Raw genomic sequence first — 18,410 nt, 5'->3', positions numbered from 1 at the left:
CCATCTGTCAAGAAACATAGTGATGTTCACGTTTTTGTCCATAGTTTCGTCGGTTCCTACTGACAGCCTTATGGCAGGAGAGGTATCACATTCTTGTGAATATGAGGGATTAAAAACGGAACATGCCATTCAGGTGGATTGGGGGCATATCTTCTGTGGTGATGTAAATCGTAAGAAAACCAAGGGTACTGGCTATCATCACCGCCCAAATGGGGAGGATAGCAATACAGCCTATATAGAAGATATTGACCGAAAGAATAGTGAAACAGGCGTATATGAAGCCGCACCACTTTATGTTTGGGACGAGGGGGAATGGTTTATAAAAAGACGCGGCTCTACATTTTTTCCAGATCATTGCTCAGCAAGGCAAGTGATGAATAGTATTGTCTATGCTGCAACTCATGTTCGTTGTCGTTACAAGAATGGAAAATGGGGAGGGCTCTCTGCACCAATAAGGAATGAAGGGAAATATTGTTATGGCTCGAATGGAGAGGCTTTAGTTATCAATGGCTACTTCCGTCGTGATAATGGGCATGTAGCAACAGCATGGCCATTGATGAGTAATCAGCAATCAGCTTCCTGCATATCTATTGAACGCGAGTAATATGATAACCCTTTTGTTCAAGATACCATTGAACAGATTTTTCGCCTCCTAGATGACCTGCACCAACAGCAATAAAAATATTACCTGAACCTTTCATCATTTTATCAATTTGGTTGGCCCAGTTCTTATTTCGATTGAATAAAAATGACTTCTGAAGGTTGGGGAATTGACTAAATGTCACATTCATAAAGTCCGCTAGCCCTTCCGTATCACCAGTTTTCCATAAATCTAACATCGTATGTAGCATTTCGGGTGAATCCGCCATCTGGGTAATAGAATCCTCAAAGAAACGTAAGTCATCTTCTGGTGATAAATTTCCGAATAATCCTAGTTGCTGCTCAATTGTTTCAAGATATCGTATTTCTTTTTTGAACAACTTGGCTTCATTCTCTAAAGACTGGTCGACACCTGATTGAGGATCAATTTGTTCGCTCATCATCTGTATGTTGAGAAAGGTGAGCGCTGCTAACCAAGGGCGCATCGGTGTCAGTTGTTGTTTGAAATTTTCAGGTAAATTGTATTTTATGATTAATTGCTGAAGCGCAGTATTTGTTTCGGGGGTTAATAAATCAAATAAACTTTGCCCATTTTTGTTTAAACCATATTCGGATATCAGAGCGATCGCTTTCTGACCGGACATTTCATCAAGTGAAACTTCTAAATAAAGAGTATCTGTTTCCGTTAATGCCTTCGTAATTTTTGGTGTACGCCATTTGATTTTTTTATCTAGGGCGTGAATTGTTCCAAAAAGCCAAATCTTACTATCATGATCAGATATTAACCATAAAGCTGGGTTCACCTTTTCCGATGCATATGCAGGTGCGGACAAGACAGAAAGAGATATAAAGATTAGGGTCAGTTTTTTTAACATCTCGTTTTAACTCAAAAAAAATCCCCTCTTATTTTTGGAAATAAGAGGGGACATGTATTATTCAGCTGCTTCTACTTCGACATTAGGGGCAGGAGTGTCAGGATTTCCAAGCTTCTTTGCTTTACGTTTTTCATACCAATCTTTGATATTACCACGTAACATCAAGGCACATGGGGTTAGAACCAACGTCAATACAGTCGCAAAAGCCAACCCAAATGCGATGGCAGTTGAAAGCTGAACCCACCATTGTGTGGAGGGCGCCCCTTGTGAAATTTCACGAGAAACGAAGTTGATATTGACCTGCAATACCATAGGCATCAAACCAAGGATGGTTGTGATTGTGGTCAACATAACCGGACGTAAACGTTGTGCACCAGTTAACAGGATTGCTGTACGTATATCTTTTTCAGTTTGAACCAAACGGTCATAGGTATCGATCAACACGATATTATTGTTTACAACGATACCGGCCAAAGCAATAACGCCAACACCTGACATCACAATACCAAATGGTTGGCCTATTACCATTAAACCGATGAAGACGCCCGCAGTTGACATAATAACTGCAAACAAGATCAAGAAAGCTGAATAGAAACTGTTAAACTGCGTTACCAAAATCAACGCCATCAAGAAGAGGGCGACTGCAAAAGCGGACACCAAGAAGTCCTGTGATCTTTGTTGATCTTCATTATCACCCTTGAAGGTCACATCGACACCGTCAGGCAATTCGAAATGCTCCATGGCAGCTTGGATTTCTTTCACTTTGGTGTCCGCGAGAACACCTTCTGCGACGTCAGCTTTCAGGAACATGATACGCTTTGCATCTGTGCGACGTAACAAGCCAGTTTTTTGCTTTGGCGTACGTGTGATGAAGTTTGATACAGGAACCAAACCTACACTTGTTTGAATACGAATATTATCTAATTGGTTCAAAGTACGATATTCAACAGGATAGCGTGCAAGGATATCTACTTCATCATCGCTGCTATCAGGACGATAATCGCTGATTTTCATCCCCTTAGTTACCAGCTGAATTACGTTGCCGATGGTGACCACATCTGCACCAAATTTGGCGGCTTGTGCGCGATCAACATCCAATTCCCATTCGATCCCAGGAATAGGGCGACTATCTTCAATTTCGACAAGGCCATCAACTGTCTCAAGATAGGCACGTGCCTGATCTAAAACAGGTTCAATCAGTTCTGGACTCCAGGAAGAAAATTCCAGATGGATAGGTTTACCTTGTTGTGGACCTTCTCGTTGTTGTTGATGTTCAATCCAGATACCAGTGAGATCTTCTGTTCTTTCACGAAGATCTGCAGTGATTTCCGTATAAGGACGACGTTCATCCCATGTACGGAATTCTAATTGTATTTTACCAATGATATCTTCGGCGGTATCGTCACGCGCCTCAAAATTACCTGCGGAAGAATAGATTGTTTTGAATTCGTCTTTTTCTTCCTGCAACTGAAGAACACGACGTTCAACTTCTTCGGCAAGATAATTCTTTTCTTGTACAGACATATTACCGCGGGCATGGATATTAATGATTCCAAGCTCAGGTTCAATTTCCGGAAAGAATTCAACGCCTTTACCAATTGCGCCATATAGCATGTATGTGCCAATCAAAATACCGACACCTACTGTGAGGCAAGTGCCTGGAAAACGTAATGCACCGCGAAGCATCTTGATGTAAACGGCCGATGGACCTTTCACATTTGATAAACCTTGCTCACCATGCCCAGCACTTAATTCTTGCGCAATCGCAGGCTCTACATTGGTTTGCTCTAACAGACGTCCCAATAATTTGCCAAGCTTCGCCCCCAAGAAGATACCAAGGATAGCTAATAAAACGGCAACTAAAGCAGCTGCACCACCAAGGAAAGATTCAGTTAATCCCATACCAATAGCACCGAAAGCAACAGCAAGGGCGATTGAAATCACAAGACGTAACACACCTGCTAAATTCGCGCCTAAAACTGGGATGAATACTAATGCCATGGCCAAAGATGCGGTTAATGTCGCAATCAGGGTGATTGGCATATATTTCATAAATTCACCAACAATATCTGGCCAGAATAACAATGGTAAGAATGCAGCCAATGTTGTTGCAGTTGATGCGATAATCGGCCAAGCCATTCGTTTGGCAGCTAATCCATAAGCAACCTCTTTTGGCTCACCTTCAGCAAGTTTTCTATCAGCATATTCAGTAACAACAATCGCACCATCAACCAGCATACCAACTGATAAAATAAGGGCGAAAAGTACCACCACGTTAACTGTAAAACCAACGATATAGAGGAATAATACACCTGCTAGGAAAGAGCCAGGAATAGCTAGTCCTACAAGCAAGCCGCCACGTAAACCAAGAGCGCCAACAATTACAATCATTACAAGCAAGATTGCACTTGTAATGTTATTCTGAAGATCTGTTAGCATGTCTTTGATATTGTTGGATTTATCTTGGCTAAACCCGAACTGGACACCTGGCGGGAAGCGTTCTGACTCTGCTGTTACAACTTCACGTACTTTTGCAATTGTGTCGATGATATTTTCGCCTGTACGCTTGGAAACTTCCAATGTCACGGCTGGTTTACCATTCACACGCGCAAAATTGGTTGGATCTTTAAATGTTTTACGTAACTCAGCAATATCGCCTATACGGATCAAGGAATCCCCATCCACCTTAAGAGGCATGTCTAAAATATCTTTTGCACTTTCAAACAGACCAGGAACTTTAACAGAGAAACGTCCTTGGCCTGTATCCATCGCACCCGCAGCAATCAAAATATTTGAGCGACTTAATGACGTGAAAACTTCATCAGGATTGATATTATAGCTTTCCATTTTCATTGGATCAATGATCACTTCGACAGCTTCATCACGATCGCCAATGATATTGACTTCAAGTACAGCTGGTAACGCTTCGATATCGTCTTTCAATTCATCAGCAATACGAAGTAATGTTCTTTCAGGTACTTGTCCTGCTAGTGTGACAACCAAAACAGGGAATTGACTAAGATTGACTTCATGAACAGACGGTTCATCGGTGTCATCTGGTAATTCCGGCTTTGCGGTATCTACTTTCTCGCGTACATCATCCAATGCGGTATCTGCATCGAAACCGGCATCGAATTCCAAAACAACGTTAGCACCACCTTCATAAGCAGTAGACCGCATTTCTTTAATGCCTTCGATACTGCGTACTTCCTTTTCAATAGGGCGGACAAGCAATCGCTCAGCATCTTCTGGGGAGATACCTTCATGATGAAGAGAGACATAAATAATTGGAATATCGATATCCGGATCAGATTCTTTTGGAATATTGATATAGGCAAGGGCACCAGCAATCAAAATGAACAACAATAAGGATAAGGCTGTTCTTGATCGATTGAACGCGGCACTGATTATAGACATGTGTTTTCTCCGACTTAATCGATCTTAAGAGTTTGAAGCATTGCTTACATTTAATGGTGTTGCAGTTACTTGCGCGCCTGCGGCTACAAATTCCTGACCGACAGCAATGATACGGATATTGTCAGGTAAGCCACTTACCCAGACACCTTTTTCAGTATCTTCAATAATATTGACCAGATTAAACTCAACAATGTCATCGTCAGAAAGGGTTTTAACCCCGATATTTCCGGCATTATTTAATGTAAGAAGAGCGGGGGAAAGCAGATGTGCCTTTGTTTGACCGAGTGGCAATGTCACACTTGCTGTTAAGCCGGATAGAATTTTACCATCAGGATTGGGCACTTCTACCTTCACTTCAAAACTACGTGTGCTTTCCAGGGCTGTAGGGGATATATGACTTACCAAGCCTGTGATTTGTTCACCATTGATGAGGGTGCCTGTTGCTTCTGAGTCTAATGAAATCGCATTGATTTCTTTTTCAGAAACATACGCCACAATATACATAGGGTTCATGTCAACAATTGTGGCAATCGGATCTCCTTCTTGTACATAGTCACCTAGTTCAACGCTTTGTGTTTGGATGATACCATCAAATGGGCTTCGAACACTCGTATTTGCATAGTTAGTCCGCGCCACATGTAAGTCGGATTTAGCGGATTCTAGATTCGCTAAAGCCTCAGCTTTGCGGATTTGGGAGTTGAATCCCTTCTTCGCAAGTTTGGTCGCAGCTTCAAATTCGATTTCACGTTGTTCCAGAATGGCTTCTGCACGCTTGATCTGAGATCCACGATCTTGAATTGCCAACTGGGTAATTAAGGCGTTCTTTTCAACTGGATAAGTTTCTTCCATATCCAGCTTTACAATTTTGCCATAGGTTTCAGCGCGAATTGTAGCGACGCGGTCATATTGTGTTTGCGCAGTAATTTGTATAGAGGCCTGATGATTAATTGCAGTTGAGTCTACATAGCGAACAGAGGTCTTATAGGAAGGCAATTTCTCTTCCTGGCTAACCTCGTCCGCCGGATTTTCAGTATTTGCATTTAGATCTTGGCCAGACCATAACCAAAGGCCGATACCTGTTGCCAATCCAACAGCGATTAAGACGGAAGGTTTGATATTTAATCGTGATCTTAGCATGATATTACTCCGCAGCATCTTGCTTGTTTGCCGGGCTGCCGGTCAACGCAGCAGCAATGGCGATATGTTTATTTTCTTCGAGAAATTCTTTTGCAGCCTGACTCATATGGAGGCCAAACGCATGAACAAAAGCTTGCCCTTTAGTGAGGGAACCGTTTGGTGAACGTTCAGCTTCAAGAGTGTTAATTTTATCTTTCAAAGATTTGATTCGCTGATCGATCGTATTTTCAACGAATGCAGGGGAAAGGTATTCTGCAAAGAACATGGAAAATAGGAAATCAGATTTGAATTTGTCTGGAACAGGGTTATTTGAAAGTGCCTCGATAAGCTCTAATCGACCTTTTGTTGTAATCTTGTATACGTTCTTTTGTGGGCGATTGTCTTGGTCTAATGTCTCACTGGTAACCAATCCATCCTGTTCCAGTTTTTTGAGGGCAGGGTAGATTGAACCAAAGCCGCCTTCAGCAAAGATACTGAAAGGGCCGTCTTCAAACATTTTTCGAATTTCATAGCCACTCGCATTATTTAATGCCAGTACGCCAAGGCATGATGTTCTAATATCCATTTTTGAATCCAGCTTTATGCAATTAAGTTTCACATCATGTGATGTGTCTTATAAAAGAAATATATTTTTCCCCACATATTTCGTGCCAATAATGCAGCACAATTACCCAGCTAGTTTTCAATGTCAACTAAATATCGTTATGACATATATCAAAATGATATATTTTCTTTTCATTTTATTGTTTCGACTGAATTGTTTGAGGATATTATCAAGTATAATTATTATGGATATGTTGCGTCGCAATATTTATAGTTCTTGAAAATATTAATTGATTTCAAGGGGTAATGTGTTGTCGTGATAAGCTATGCATTTTTTGCAATGCAAAAATGCAGTAATTGCGCGTGATTTTTTTTTCGAAATGAATAAATTTAACTCATCAAGACGGCGGGGCCAACTTCCTCCCACTCCCCCTTATCGGCCCTGCTGTCTGATTAACTACAGAGAGATTTTTTGTTACGTCCATCATAGAGTTTAGATGGACGTTTTTTTGAAGGACTAAGACAATGGCTACATTGAGCACAGAATTCGTAAACTTGGGTCAAGCTGCTTCTGAAAAAACAGGCATCGTTGGCCGTCTTGTTAATAAATTGGCAGAATCCGTTGTGGCTGCACGCACATACAACGAATTGAACGCTTTGACAGACGCACAATTGCGTGACATTGGTATTTACCGTAACGACATTGCACGTGTTGCATTCGGTAAAAACAAATAAGTCCTCCTTTTCTTGGTTGAGAAAAGTGATGGCCTTTAGGTCCCCTGCCTAAAGTGTAAATTAAAGGCGGTTGAGAAATTCTCAACCGCCTTTTTCTTATCCGGTAACTTTGCTTTAATTTTTTGCTTCCTGAATCTCTTCAGGATCTTCAGTCATATACACTTCTGACGTGGCAATCTCTGCCGGGGCAGCATAAAAGTCCCCATGATCTTCTTCGGAAACGGTTTCCCGTCTTAAGCAACGCCAAAGCGTAAATACGGCAAAGGACGCGGAGATAATAACAAAGAACAGACTAACCCCCTTGGGTCCCATTGTGCCGATTGTAAGAGAGCCAAAGATCGGACCTAGAATTGCGCCTAAACACCAAGATAAAGATGCTGTACCTGCTATTGAAGTATATTCATCAGGCGCAGCGCGGTCATTGGCGTTCGCAAGAGCAATGGTCAGTGTTGCTTCACCCAATCCAATGAAGAAGGCAATTGTGATAACTAGGAATAAAAAGGAATTTGCATCTAGGTTGCCAAAGATAAAACCGAAGATACTTAACCCAGTTCCACAAATGAAGAGAACATAACGCCGATCTACTTTGTCGGAAAGATATCCCAGAGGGAATTGCATCAAGTTGCCTGCCTGTGCAATAGCCATCATGAAACCAATTTGTGTGTAGTCCAATCCAATATTTTGTCCGATGACCGCACCAAGTCCTTGCATGGTCATCGCGGTTGCCCCACCGATAAAGCATCCGATGAGGGCTACGGGCGACATTTGCCAAAGACGCCTAATCATAATCCTTGTCACCATTGGCGGCGGTGGGGCTGGCAATTTGGTTAGGGCAACAGGGAAAACGGATAGCATATATAATACGGTTGCAAACATGAACGGTTGCAAGCTGTTTAAATCAAAGAAAGTTACAGAATAAGCACCGCCGCCCAATCCAATCAGATAAATAATATAAAAGGTGGTCAGAATCTGACCCCGATACTTGCTTTCAGTTTGATCATTCAACCATCCTTGCGCAACAAGGAAAATTGAATTTCCACAATATCCATTGATAAATCTGATGACGATCCAGGCAGCGTAACTTTCCAAAGTTGGAAGAAGTAGGGCGCCGATACCTGATAAACATGCAAATACTGAGAAGGCTCGGATATGGCCAACCCGTTTTACAATCTGGGCAGAAAACAGGCATGAACATAACATGCCAATCGCAAATGCGGCGACAAAGTCACTGGTACGAGATGGGTCGATGGCATTGATTCCCATACGCGAAGGAAGATAACTAGCCAAAAAGCCATTTGCCATAGCTGTAAGTGCACTGCTCAGCGCAATCGGGATAATGGACGAGTAGGTTTTTAAAAGCATTTCGTTTACGATCAGGCAAGGGGGATCGTATCAGCGCCTTCAACAGCGATGATTCTACCTTGTGCAGCTTCCTGACGAATAGGTATGATCGCTTGATAAGCATCTGAATGATACCATTCCATTAGTTTATCCATGCTTGGGAATTCTACTACAACGAATCTTGGAGCTGCCTTACCACCTTCAAGTGACTTGGGATTACCGCCGCGTACAATGAATTTTCCTCCATGATCTGCAATCGTCTTTGGTGTATGGGCAGTATAATCTGCGTAGCGTTCTGGATTGTGGACGTCTAATTCACCGATAATATAGGCAGTCATTGGTTTCTCCTGCATAGGAAGATAAAATACATTCTGATTTCATTAACCAGAGAAAGCGCTCGCAACCAAGCTTTTTTTTGAAAAGTTGTGAAAAATGACAATATTGTAAAAAGTAGTGATTATTTGCATTGACAATAAGCGCGACGATTAGTACTTACTCACCCGCCGATAGATGAAGTCTCAAATCTTCACTATCCACTTTTAAGGAGAGGTGGCAGAGCGGTAATGCAGCGGATTGCTAATCCGTCATGGGGTAATACTCATGCCCGGGTTCAAGTCCCGGTCTCTCCGCCAGTTTTGATAAAGGGTTAGATGCTGAAACGCTCTAACCCTTTATTATTATTGGATAATAGGTTCGGGCCCTTTCTCACATAAACAGCCGAAAACATGGCTGGAGAGCCTCTGGTACAGAACACTGGTACAGAGAGGGGCTGAAATGGGCCTATATCAAGTGAAATATCTGATCCGTCGAAGTGGTGTTTTCCATGGTTTTAAGTTGGTTTGCTTTGTCAAATGATCTCCTTGCAGAAGTTGAATAAGTTGTTAGATTTGTCTTCAGGTAATGTTCGGGTAAGGGGAAGAAATTAATATGATCGAAAGACCTTCAGGGGTGGGGCCTCATGAAACTAGAGAATTAGAATTGATGCTTAAGGGCAGCAAACCATTGTCTATGTTTTATGATGTTATCCCGGCGAGTATTAAGCTACCGGAAGATGATTTTGAACCTTATGTTCAAACAGGCCAATTCGTTAAACAAGAATTTCAAATTGTTCTGGCGAAAGGTGGCTATAAGATGCGTTACCTCTATTATGCTTTACCCACGGAAGCTTGGCGGATCGAGGCATTGCACACAATCACTAAAGAAACTATGGAAGGCATAAGACCTTCTACAGATGATGATGAGCGAGAAATTGGTAGTCTTCTCGGGTATAAGAAAGACGATGTTGAAATCTATATTGATTGGATCAATGAAAGTAAAAAGGCGAGTGAGAGATCTTAACTCCCCTAGCCAATCTCTTATTCGTAACCTTTACTCCAGCATGGAGGACAGATATTGAATGGTGGATAATGGATACCTCCATGAGGTCCATCGCAATCAGTACACCACATTGTAGGTGACTCGGTAAATTGGGAAATTTTGACCTCTGTCTCGCCTCCCGGCTTCATAATACCATCTACTTTTAGGTCATTATCTTTTTGAAACTTTTCGATTGAGTTGATCAGTTTGTTGTCAGGCATATCAGTCATGCCATAACTGGGTTTCTTGTAATATCCGATTGAGTTTAGGTTCCTTTTGGTAACCCAGACATCATCGGGATCTGTTACGTAGTTCGGGCCAATTGGCCCTTTAAGCTTATAAGGGGGACTCATAATTACTCCTGCATACGGAAAGAGTTTCCATCATTTGAAAATTGTTGGGTGGGGATGTGACTGTTATCCAGCCTCTGTATGATAGGCATAGCTATATAGATCGGGCAGTCTTAAGGTTATTCATGAGCGTAATGTAAAATTTTAATAAGAACATAAATAGAACAAAAATACTGATATGTCAAGCTGGTGGTACACAATTGAAATTAACAAGGAGACGTGGGTTCTATAACCTGTTGTTATCGTTATTGTTCGGAAGATCGGGTGTCGCATCCTGGCCTCTCCGCCAGTTTTGATAAAGGGTTAGATGCTGAAACGCTCTAACCCTTTATTACTTTTTAAGAGTGGTTATATTTATATACATGGTTTTAAAACGATGTATGAGTTTCAATAAATGTCTGAATATAATGCTGGATGTCGATGTGGTGATGTAAGGCTTACTGCCACAAGTGAACCTGATAGGGTTGGTATATGCCATTGTATGGATTGCCGGAAACATCATGGAGCCATCTTTTATGCTGCGGCTGTGTTTCCTAAAGATGCAGTTAAGATTTCAGGGGATGCAAAGGAATATAAAGGGCGTTTTTTCTGTCCAAATTGTGGTTCATCAGTTTATGCAAAAAGCGATAATGAGATAGAAATTCATCTTGGTAGCATGGATGAACCAAATCAATTTACCCCGACTTATGAATTATGGACGAAGCACCGCGAAGACTGGTTGCCAGAATTTACTTCGATGCAATGTTTTAGAAAGAATCGTGAAGAGTAAGTTTAAGTTACGGAAATATCTCAAACGCTTTATCAGTATCTAACCAAGGTTTACGTTTTTTCATAATGGTCAGGAATGGTGCGGAATTGCAGAAGCTATCTAGCCAGTTGATAAGATTTGGAAAGGTTTGTTGATCAAACCAATTGCGGTCCGTATTGGCGAATTGACGGATAAAAGGTGCAATGGCGAAATCAGCAAAAGAAATATCATTTCCAAAAAGATATTGGGATTGGCTTAGGCGTTCATTAAGTTCCAGTAATATTTCCACATTAGCATCGCGATGTTCGCTGGAAACAACGCCTTCGGCTTCATAGCGATTCTCGTATTTGTAACGATCCAGATGATGTTTAAATGGACCATCAATTTTCTCAATCAACGCAAGCATGTCATCAGTAGGATGCTGGATGGATGGTATCTTGGTTGTGTTTTTATCTTGTGAGACTGCCCATAACATCACATCCAGGCTTTCTTCCAAAACTGTACCATCGATTAATTGCAGGACGGGCACAGTTCCTTTAGGTGAGATGTTTAGCATCTCATCAGGTTTGTTTTTTAATTCAATCTCACGTATTTCACAATTGATGCCGCGGGCATAAAGGGCAAGGCGACCGCGCATGGCATAAGGACAACGACGAAAACTGTAAAGGATAGGAAGGTTTTGATCGGACATGATGGTCTTACTTGGTCATAAAATCTTTCGGCAGATCATAACCTGTTAATTGTTTAAAATAAATCGGAAGATTTTTTTTTCGTTGATCTGATGTCTCTTTAATGCCCATAGCGTAGTAACCGATCTGATGAAAGTAATAGATGCGTGCCCGGATCAAAGCAGAATCCGTATCTTCGCCAAGTTCCTTAAAGATATTTCCTAAGGCCGTCATTCTTAGTTGATCAATTAAAGTGACCTTCTTTTGGATATTCTCATTCGTTCTGGCCCATTCACGGATCGCCATGTCTAGGGCAGGGTTATATTCATCTTCATCTATGATGATTTTTGCAAAAGTGATTAAGCGGTCCATAGCTGGGGTCGATTCTTCCAAAGCACCAATGAGCGGGTCGCTATCTTTATCCGCCCAATCATCCACAAGCTGATCTAAAAGATCCTGCCGACTTTTAAAGAACCAATAAAAGCCACCTCTGGTGACATCTAGTACTTTTGCTAAACGATCGATTTTTACCCGTTCTACACCATCGTTGATCAACATTAACTGTGCTGCTTTAAGCCATTCTTGCTTGGTTGTTTTGGTGTTGCCGCGAATATCGTTTTGCTCAGTCATTTTGATAATTCTCTTGACGGGTGAAAATATGAAATATACAGAACTGTATAGTTTGTGTTTGGGCGATTGTCTAGAATTGCCTGTCATAAAGATATCTAGGGGATAGAAATGCAGCACTATTCAGTTTTCTCACTTGCCCGAAACGCCATGAAGCATCACGAAGATTGGCATAAAGCATGGCGTAGTCCGCCGCTTAAGGAGGAGTATGAGGTTGTGATTGTTGGCGGTGGTGGGCATGGTCTTGCCACAGCATATTATTTAGCAAAAGAACATAACATCACTGATGTTGCTGTGATTGAGGCTGGATGGCTTGGTGGCGGTAATACAGGGCGTAATACCATAACGGTACGATCTAACTACCTCTATCCAGAAAGTGCAGAATTTTACGATTTCTCCTTAAAGCAATATGAAAGCCTAAGTCGTGAGTTGAATTTTAATGTGATGCTAAGGCAAGCAGGTTTGTTACGTTTAAGTCATAGCCATCATGATGTGGAGATGTCCCGACGTGCTATTAATGCCATGCATATGAATGGTGTAGATGCGGAATGGTTAACGCGGGAAGAAATTATTGAACTTGCGCCAGGCGTGAATGTGAGTGAGGAGGCTCGTTTTCCGATATTCGGCGGTGTGAACCAACCAAGAGGTGGTGTTGCCCGTCATGACGGTGTTGCTTGGGGCTATGCCCGTGCGGCAGATGACCGCGGCGTTGATATTGTTCAACAATGCGCAGTAACTGGTTTTGAGAAGGCTGCGGATGGTTCTCATCGAGTAGTAACCCAGAAAGGGACTGTAAAAGCCAAGAAGGTTGCTCTTTGTGTTGCCGGTCATTCCAGCGTGTTAGCAGAAATGGCTGGTTTCCGATTACCTGTTACATCCATGGCACTTCAAGCTTGTGTTTCCGAACCTTTAAAGCCTTTTATTGATACGGTGGTCTTATCACCAGATGCTGGTGTCTATGTGAGCCAATCAGACAAGGGGGAAGTTGTTATGGGTGGAGGGCTCGATCTTTATCCTTCCTATGCCCAAAGAGGTAACGTGCATACCCTTGAAAATATTGTTGCAGGTATTGTTGAGATATTCCCGAAATTGCGGCGTGTGAAATTGATGCGCCAATGGGCGGGTATTGTTGATATCGTTTATGATTCTTCACCCATTATAGGACATACCCCCATAAAGAACATGTATGTCAATTGTGGGTTTGGGACAGGCGGTTTTAAAGCTATTCCAGCAGGGGGATATACATTGGCCCATACAATCGCGACCGATCAACCTCATAAGATGACGGAAGCCTTTGGATTAAACAGATTTGAAACCGGTGCTTTCATTGATGAGATGGGTGCGGCGGGTATCGCGCATTAAGGGGAAAAGAAATGCAAAAGATTACATGCCCTTATTGTGGGGAAAGAAGTGAAGAAGAATTTAAATATGCGGGTCCATCTCATCTGGAGAGGTCAATACCTGCATCAGAGGTCACAGATAGCCAATGGGCAGAATACCTGTTTATGAGAGATAACGTGAAAGGTATTTCTTTGGAACGTTGGGGACATATACATGGATGCAGTCAATATTTTAATGTGATCCGCAATACCGTGACCCATGAAATTTATGGATGCTATAAAATGGGAGAACAACCACCTAAAGGTTGGCAGAAATTGGGAGAAAAAAAATGACATCATTTCGTTTGCCTTCCAAAGGACGGTTAAATCGTGAGAAGCCGATCTCATTCAATTTTGATGGAAAAACCTATTTTGGATATGAGGGAGATACAATTGCCTCTGCTTTAATGGCAAATGATGTATCGGTTGTGGGGCGTAGTTTTAAATACCATCGCCCGCGTGGCATTATGGCGGCAGGTGCTGAAGAAGCAAATGCAATTGCGCAGTTAGGTACGCCACCTTTTGAAGAACCCAATGTCAGAATGACAACGACAGCTATACAAGAAGGACTTACGTTAAAATCTGTTAATTGTTGGCCCAATGCTAAACACGATTTATTGGCAGTAACTGGTGTTTTAAAACGTTTCTTTGTAGCGGGGTTTTACTACAAGGTTTTTAAATGGCCGGGATGGAAATTCTGGAGTCCCATGGTACGTCAAATGGCCGGATTGGGAACAATTCCTAAAGAAAATGATCCATCTGCATATGATCATCAACACAAATATGTGGACGTGCTCGTTGTTGGAGCCGGGCCTGCGGGGATTAGTGCAGCTTTTGAACATGCAGAAGCGGATAAACAAGTTTTATTAGTAGAGCAGGATCACGAAATTGGAGGAGCTTTATTATTTGAAGATGCTCAAATTTCTGCTTTATCCGGGTTAGAATGGATTAATGTACAAAAAGAAAAATTGCTAAGGCATCCAAATGTAACAGTGATGACACGATCTACGGCTGTTGGATATTATGATGACAATCTAATCACAATTTCAGAACGCCTAACTGACCATATTGATGTGAATAAGGTGATGGATATGCCAAGAGAGAAACTATGGCATATTCGTGCGCAGAAGGTTGTCATTGCAACAGGGGCTATAGAACGCCCATTGGTTTTTGCCAATAATGATGTACCGGGGGTTATGCTAGCGTCAGCTATCAGAACTTATGTGAATAGATATGAGGTGTCTCCCGGTCATAAAGTTGTGATAGCAACAAATAACGATGATGCTTATCGAACAGCATTGTGCTTGCAGAAGGCGGGTGTGCAAGTTGTTGCATTAGTAGATGCAAGGCAATCACCAGATGGGGATCTTGTTCATGCAGTGGAAGATGCGGGTATCGAGATATTAAAGGGGCATGCCGTTACAGAGGCTAGAGGTAAAAAACGTTTATCGTCAGTGATTGTATCGCCCATTGATTTGGAAGAGAATGTATTAAGTACGATACAAATGAATTTGGAATGTGATTCATTAGGTATATCCGGTGGATATTCTCCGGTCGTGCATTTACATTCACAATCAGGTGGAAAACTTCGATTTGACGATAACAGACTCGCATTTGTGCCAAGTGTATATGTTCAAGATAATGAATGTATAGGTGCAGCAAGTGGCGAATTTGAATTGTCGACTATTTTGAGTGATGTTGAGCCAATACATGTTTCATCTATTGAAGCTTTATGGGATTTGCCAACAGATCGTGAAGATATCCGACATACAAAGCGCTGGGTGGATTTCCAACATGATGTAACGGCATCTGATGTAAATCTGGCGGCGAGAGAGAATTATACCTCTGTAGAACATTTTAAACGCTATACAACAACAGGTATGGCGATGGATCAGGGCAAGACAAGTAATATCAATGCGCTGGCAATCCTTGGCCAAGTAACAAATCGAGAAATACCAGAAGTTGGAACGACCAAGTTTCGTCCGCCTTATACACCTGTGACAATGGGTGCATTTGCAGGCCGTAGAAGAGGAAAACTATTTAAGCCAATTCGTTATTTGGCTCTTAATAGCTGGCATGAATCTCATAAGGCTGTATTTGACGAATATGGTATATGGACACGACCTGCATATTACAAACAAGGTGATGAAACAGCTCAAGCCGCTATTGAACGGGAAGTATTACATGTGCGTAGTGCTGTTGGTATTCTAGATTATTCGCCATTGGGCAAAATTGATGTACGTGGCAAGGATGCCGCGGAATTTCTCCATAAGTTTTACATAAACAATGTGAAGGCTATGAAAGTCGGTGTGGCACGATATGGACTCATGTTGAATGAACAAGCCACAGTTATGGAAGATGGTGTTTTTTCTCGTCTAGCAGAAGATCACTTTTGGCTCACCACAACCAGTGGGAATGCGGCAATGGTTGCTGGATGGTTAGATGAATGGCGTCAATGTGAATGGTCGCATATGGATGTGATTGTAACGCCTATGACCACTGGATGGGGAACTATTAGTATACAAGGGCCAAATTCAAGAAAGCTTCTTGAAACATTAGGATTGGATATTGATTTCGCTAATGAGGTATTTCCGCATATGACTGTGCGTTGCACCAAATTAGGGGACGTAGAAATTAGAATCTTGAGAACCAGTTTTACAGGGGAATTGGGATATGAAGTTTCTATGCCATCAAGCTATATGCAGTCTATGTGGGACGCTATGTTAGATCGTGGAAAGGAATTGAAAGCGCAGCCATTCGGGGTGGAAGCTTTACTCGTTATGCGGACAGAGAAAGGATATGTTCATGTAGGGGGGGATACAGATTCTGCCACAATCCCACATGATATTGGATTTGGTGCGATGGTAGATCGTAAGAAAGATGATTTCATTGGTCAAAGATCTTTGACACGCGAAGCTGCCTTGCAAGAAAATAGGGAACAACTGGTTGGGCTCGAAGTAATCGGAGACAATGTTTTACCTGTTGGTGGGATTGTTATAGCAAGTGGCTATTCGGCGCCGACTGCTCCTATAGAAGGGCGTGTGACATCAAGTGTGTTCAGTCCGACACTTAAGAAGCCTGTCGCGCTGGGATTGGTGTTAAATGGATTTGAGCGTATGGGGGAAATAATAAAGATTTATGATTTTGAAGGTTTCTATGAAGCAAGAATAACATCTACTTGCTTCTATGATAAAGAAGGGGAGCTTGTACATGGCTGATATGTTGAGGCTTGAAAGACGTGATTGTCATGGTGACTTATCTCTTAATTTACCTGAGTTATCTATTTCTCTTCGAAAAAATACAGGAATTGGGATGGTACAAAAATCTCAACCTGTATCTGATGATCAAGTGATCGCATTTAATAAAGAAGCGAGTTTTTCCCTACCGTTACAGAGCTGCCGGGTTGTTAAGGATGAGCAAGGAGGAGAAATATGCTCTATCAGTCCTACTATGTGGTTTGTCCAGACGGATTATGAGAAGATCAATAGCTATATACAGCAGATAAATACGTTAGGTCACGATCGCTCAATAATTGCCACAAATATGTCAGACCAAATTGTATGTCTAGAAGTATCTGGCACGAGAGCAATAGAGTTTTTTTCTAAAGGGTGCTCGCTCGATTTTCGAAAAAATACTTTCCCCGTTGGCCATAGTGCACGCAGTTTATTGGGGCAAGCTAATGTTGTTTTCAATCACATTGACGTTAATAAATATCATCTTCTCTTAGATATTAGCTTATTGGATTATTTATGGAAATGGATGCGTGAAACAAGTTTGGAATTCACATTTGGCTGATTCTGAATTTGTATTTTAGGAATATATTATATGTGATATTTCTATTACTATTTAGGAAGAATTATTAAAATATTGTTATTAAAATTTTGAACTTATACGATATTTTGACTCTTTCATTTGTATTCTAGGTATATTTATGTCTTTGTGTTATCATAAAAAAGAAGGACGGTTGGCTGCCGGAATAAGTTATTACTAGCATATTAGTTTGTCTCGAAACTAAAAAGCTTCCGGCTTAGCCTATTCGCTATATGCGTGAAGAGGAGTAGTCGCTATGCTTTATGGTAATGCAAAGTTGACAGGCGTAGAGCGTAAGTTTGATCGGCGCGATATAATTGTTTCCAAGACTGATCTTACTGGCAAAATTACTTATGGAAATAATACTTTTTATGATTTAGCAGATATGACGGAAAAGGATTGTTTGAATGTGCAACACAATGTGGTGCGCCATCCTGACATGCCTAGAACCGTTTTTGAATATTTGTGGCAGTGTATTAAGTCTGGTGAAGAGATCTTCGCATATGTGGTAAATCGCGCAAAAAATGGGGATCATTATTGGGTGCTTGCACATGTGACGCCAAGTCGTGATAGTGGCGGGAATATTGTTGGGTATCACAGTAATAGAAGTGCACCTAACCGTCAGTTAATTGATGAAAAGATTTATCCGCTTTATCAAGAACTAAAAGCGCTGGAAGAACAAGCGAGTAGCCCTAAGCAAGGATTACTAGATGGAATTAACCATTTAGAAAGGCTTTTGTTGGAACGCAAGATGACTTTTAATGAGATGATATTTGCGATGGGCGTATAGTACCAATTCCAAGGCAAAAAAAGAGGTGCTATTT

General features: G+C 41.6%; 18 protein-coding genes and 1 tRNA gene. 10 read left to right on the top strand and 9 right to left on the bottom strand.

The window, feature by feature from the left end:
* Positions 1-22: 22 nt before the first annotated feature.
* Entirely contained in the window at positions 23-604 is a 582-nt protein-coding gene (locus ACOQOA_RS04080) for an EndoU domain-containing protein (protein WP_420547376.1), read from the top strand.
* Here ACOQOA_RS04080 and ACOQOA_RS04075 read toward each other — a convergent pair.
* The 4 genes from ACOQOA_RS04075 to ACOQOA_RS04060 form a co-directional block, all read right to left on the bottom strand.
* Entirely contained in the window at positions 588-1,403 is an 816-nt protein-coding gene (locus ACOQOA_RS04075) for a TraB/GumN family protein (protein WP_420547375.1), read from the bottom strand. The genes ACOQOA_RS04080 and ACOQOA_RS04075 overlap by 17 nt on opposite strands.
* A 129-nt stretch (positions 1,404-1,532) precedes the next feature.
* Positions 1,533-4,892, bottom strand: a complete 3,360-nt coding sequence (locus ACOQOA_RS04070) for an efflux RND transporter permease subunit (RefSeq protein WP_420547374.1) — start codon at positions 4,890-4,892, stop codon at positions 1,533-1,535.
* A gap of 24 nt (positions 4,893-4,916) precedes the next feature.
* Positions 4,917-6,029 carry an efflux RND transporter periplasmic adaptor subunit gene (locus tag ACOQOA_RS04065; protein ID WP_420547373.1) on the bottom strand — a complete coding sequence of 371 codons (1,113 nt, stop codon included), beginning with the start codon at positions 6,027-6,029 and terminating at the stop codon, positions 4,917-4,919.
* Between the two features lie 4 nt (positions 6,030-6,033).
* Positions 6,034-6,594, bottom strand: coding sequence for a PadR family transcriptional regulator (locus tag ACOQOA_RS04060; RefSeq protein ID WP_420547372.1), 561 nt, complete (start codon positions 6,592-6,594; stop codon positions 6,034-6,036).
* 503 nt (positions 6,595-7,097) lie between these two features.
* Here ACOQOA_RS04060 and ACOQOA_RS04055 point away from each other — a divergent pair.
* A complete protein-coding gene (locus ACOQOA_RS04055; protein WP_420547371.1) occupies positions 7,098-7,307 on the top strand; it encodes a DUF1127 domain-containing protein in 210 nt (69 codons plus the stop codon).
* 114 nt (positions 7,308-7,421) lie between these two features.
* Here the strand turns inward: ACOQOA_RS04055 and ACOQOA_RS04050 are convergent, their stop codons facing one another.
* Together ACOQOA_RS04050 and ACOQOA_RS04045 are read right to left on the bottom strand one after the other, a co-directional pair.
* Complete coding sequence (locus ACOQOA_RS04050) at positions 7,422-8,669, bottom strand: MFS transporter (RefSeq protein ID WP_420547370.1); 1,248 nt, start codon at positions 8,667-8,669, stop codon at positions 7,422-7,424.
* A gap of 11 nt (positions 8,670-8,680) precedes the next feature.
* Positions 8,681-8,986, bottom strand: coding sequence for a DUF1330 domain-containing protein (locus tag ACOQOA_RS04045; RefSeq protein ID WP_420547369.1), 306 nt, complete (start codon positions 8,984-8,986; stop codon positions 8,681-8,683).
* A gap of 205 nt (positions 8,987-9,191) precedes the next feature.
* Here ACOQOA_RS04045 and ACOQOA_RS04040 point away from each other — a divergent pair.
* A tRNA-Ser gene (locus ACOQOA_RS04040) sits at positions 9,192-9,280 on the top strand.
* A 295-nt stretch (positions 9,281-9,575) separates the two neighbouring features.
* Complete coding sequence (locus tag ACOQOA_RS04035; protein ID WP_420547368.1) at positions 9,576-9,986, top strand: hypothetical protein; 411 nt, start codon at positions 9,576-9,578, stop codon at positions 9,984-9,986.
* 17 nt (positions 9,987-10,003) lie between these two features.
* Here the strand turns inward: ACOQOA_RS04035 and ACOQOA_RS04030 are convergent, their stop codons facing one another.
* Complete coding sequence (locus tag ACOQOA_RS04030; protein WP_420547367.1) at positions 10,004-10,357, bottom strand: peptidoglycan-binding domain-containing protein; 354 nt, start codon at positions 10,355-10,357, stop codon at positions 10,004-10,006.
* 391 nt (positions 10,358-10,748) lie between these two features.
* Between ACOQOA_RS04030 and ACOQOA_RS04025 the strand changes: the two genes are divergently transcribed.
* Complete coding sequence (locus ACOQOA_RS04025; RefSeq protein WP_420547366.1) at positions 10,749-11,123, top strand: GFA family protein; 375 nt, start codon at positions 10,749-10,751, stop codon at positions 11,121-11,123.
* A gap of 7 nt (positions 11,124-11,130) precedes the next feature.
* Here ACOQOA_RS04025 and ACOQOA_RS04020 read toward each other — a convergent pair whose 3' ends face one another.
* Entirely contained in the window at positions 11,131-11,793 is a 663-nt protein-coding gene (locus tag ACOQOA_RS04020) for a glutathione S-transferase (RefSeq protein ID WP_420547365.1), read from the bottom strand.
* 7 nt (positions 11,794-11,800) lie between these two features.
* A complete protein-coding gene (locus tag ACOQOA_RS04015; RefSeq protein WP_420547364.1) occupies positions 11,801-12,400 on the bottom strand; it encodes a TetR/AcrR family transcriptional regulator in 600 nt (199 codons plus the stop codon).
* Positions 12,401-12,508: 108 nt separating this feature from the next.
* Between ACOQOA_RS04015 and ACOQOA_RS04010 the strand changes: the two genes are divergently transcribed.
* From ACOQOA_RS04010 to ACOQOA_RS03990, 5 genes are all read left to right on the top strand, one after another.
* Positions 12,509-13,759, top strand: a complete 1,251-nt coding sequence (locus ACOQOA_RS04010) for a sarcosine oxidase subunit beta family protein (RefSeq protein WP_420547363.1) — start codon at positions 12,509-12,511, stop codon at positions 13,757-13,759.
* Between the two features lie 11 nt (positions 13,760-13,770).
* On the top strand, positions 13,771-14,070 hold the full coding sequence (locus ACOQOA_RS04005; RefSeq protein WP_420547362.1) for a sarcosine oxidase subunit delta: 300 nt from the start codon (positions 13,771-13,773) through the stop codon (positions 14,068-14,070).
* A complete protein-coding gene (locus tag ACOQOA_RS04000) occupies positions 14,067-16,994 on the top strand; it encodes a sarcosine oxidase subunit alpha family protein (RefSeq protein ID WP_420547361.1) in 2,928 nt (975 codons plus the stop codon). Before ACOQOA_RS04005 ends, ACOQOA_RS04000 begins: the two co-directional genes overlap by 4 nt.
* Positions 16,987-17,571 carry a sarcosine oxidase subunit gamma family protein gene (locus tag ACOQOA_RS03995; RefSeq protein ID WP_420547360.1) on the top strand — a complete coding sequence of 195 codons (585 nt, stop codon included), beginning with the start codon at positions 16,987-16,989 and terminating at the stop codon, positions 17,569-17,571. Before ACOQOA_RS04000 ends, ACOQOA_RS03995 begins: the two co-directional genes overlap by 8 nt.
* A gap of 271 nt (positions 17,572-17,842) precedes the next feature.
* Positions 17,843-18,376 (top strand): PAS domain-containing protein, encoded by a 534-nt coding sequence (locus ACOQOA_RS03990; protein WP_420547359.1) that lies wholly within the window; start codon positions 17,843-17,845, stop codon positions 18,374-18,376.
* Positions 18,377-18,410: the final 34 nt, after the last annotated feature.

It is taken from the genome of Curvivirga sp. (assembly GCF_965219885.1).
In the GTDB taxonomy this organism is placed as follows: domain Bacteria; phylum Pseudomonadota; class Alphaproteobacteria; order UBA8366; family Aestuariispiraceae; genus Curvivirga.
The sequence above is the reverse complement of the archived record's forward strand: the minus strand, read 5'-3'. Positions and strand labels throughout refer to the sequence as shown.

What these genes read in the sequence shown, in the direction of transcription:
- ACOQOA_RS04000 (WP_420547361.1), top strand. Translation starts at nt 14,067, where the DNA reads ATGACATCATTTCGTTTGCCTTCCAAAGGACGGTTAAATCGTGAGAAG.
- ACOQOA_RS04060 (WP_420547372.1), bottom strand. Translation starts at nt 6,594, where the DNA reads ATGGATATTAGAACATCATGCCTTGGCGTACTGGCATTAAATAATGCG.
- ACOQOA_RS03990 (WP_420547359.1), top strand. Translation starts at nt 17,843, where the DNA reads ATGCTTTATGGTAATGCAAAGTTGACAGGCGTAGAGCGTAAGTTTGAT.
- ACOQOA_RS04025 (WP_420547366.1), top strand. Translation starts at nt 10,749, where the DNA reads ATGTCTGAATATAATGCTGGATGTCGATGTGGTGATGTAAGGCTTACT.
- ACOQOA_RS04005 (WP_420547362.1), top strand. Translation starts at nt 13,771, where the DNA reads ATGCAAAAGATTACATGCCCTTATTGTGGGGAAAGAAGTGAAGAAGAA.
- ACOQOA_RS03995 (WP_420547360.1), top strand. Translation starts at nt 16,987, where the DNA reads ATGGCTGATATGTTGAGGCTTGAAAGACGTGATTGTCATGGTGACTTA.
- ACOQOA_RS04015 (WP_420547364.1), bottom strand. Translation starts at nt 12,400, where the DNA reads ATGACTGAGCAAAACGATATTCGCGGCAACACCAAAACAACCAAGCAA.
- ACOQOA_RS04020 (WP_420547365.1), bottom strand. Translation starts at nt 11,793, where the DNA reads ATGTCCGATCAAAACCTTCCTATCCTTTACAGTTTTCGTCGTTGTCCT.
- ACOQOA_RS04065 (WP_420547373.1), bottom strand. Translation starts at nt 6,029, where the DNA reads ATGCTAAGATCACGATTAAATATCAAACCTTCCGTCTTAATCGCTGTT.
- ACOQOA_RS04030 (WP_420547367.1), bottom strand. Translation starts at nt 10,357, where the DNA reads ATGAGTCCCCCTTATAAGCTTAAAGGGCCAATTGGCCCGAACTACGTA.
- ACOQOA_RS04070 (WP_420547374.1), bottom strand. Translation starts at nt 4,892, where the DNA reads ATGTCTATAATCAGTGCCGCGTTCAATCGATCAAGAACAGCCTTATCC.
- ACOQOA_RS04055 (WP_420547371.1), top strand. Translation starts at nt 7,098, where the DNA reads ATGGCTACATTGAGCACAGAATTCGTAAACTTGGGTCAAGCTGCTTCT.
- ACOQOA_RS04050 (WP_420547370.1), bottom strand. Translation starts at nt 8,669, where the DNA reads ATGCTTTTAAAAACCTACTCGTCCATTATCCCGATTGCGCTGAGCAGT.
- ACOQOA_RS04080 (WP_420547376.1), top strand. Translation starts at nt 23, where the DNA reads ATGTTCACGTTTTTGTCCATAGTTTCGTCGGTTCCTACTGACAGCCTT.
- ACOQOA_RS04045 (WP_420547369.1), bottom strand. Translation starts at nt 8,986, where the DNA reads ATGACTGCCTATATTATCGGTGAATTAGACGTCCACAATCCAGAACGC.
- ACOQOA_RS04035 (WP_420547368.1), top strand. Translation starts at nt 9,576, where the DNA reads ATGATCGAAAGACCTTCAGGGGTGGGGCCTCATGAAACTAGAGAATTA.
- ACOQOA_RS04010 (WP_420547363.1), top strand. Translation starts at nt 12,509, where the DNA reads ATGCAGCACTATTCAGTTTTCTCACTTGCCCGAAACGCCATGAAGCAT.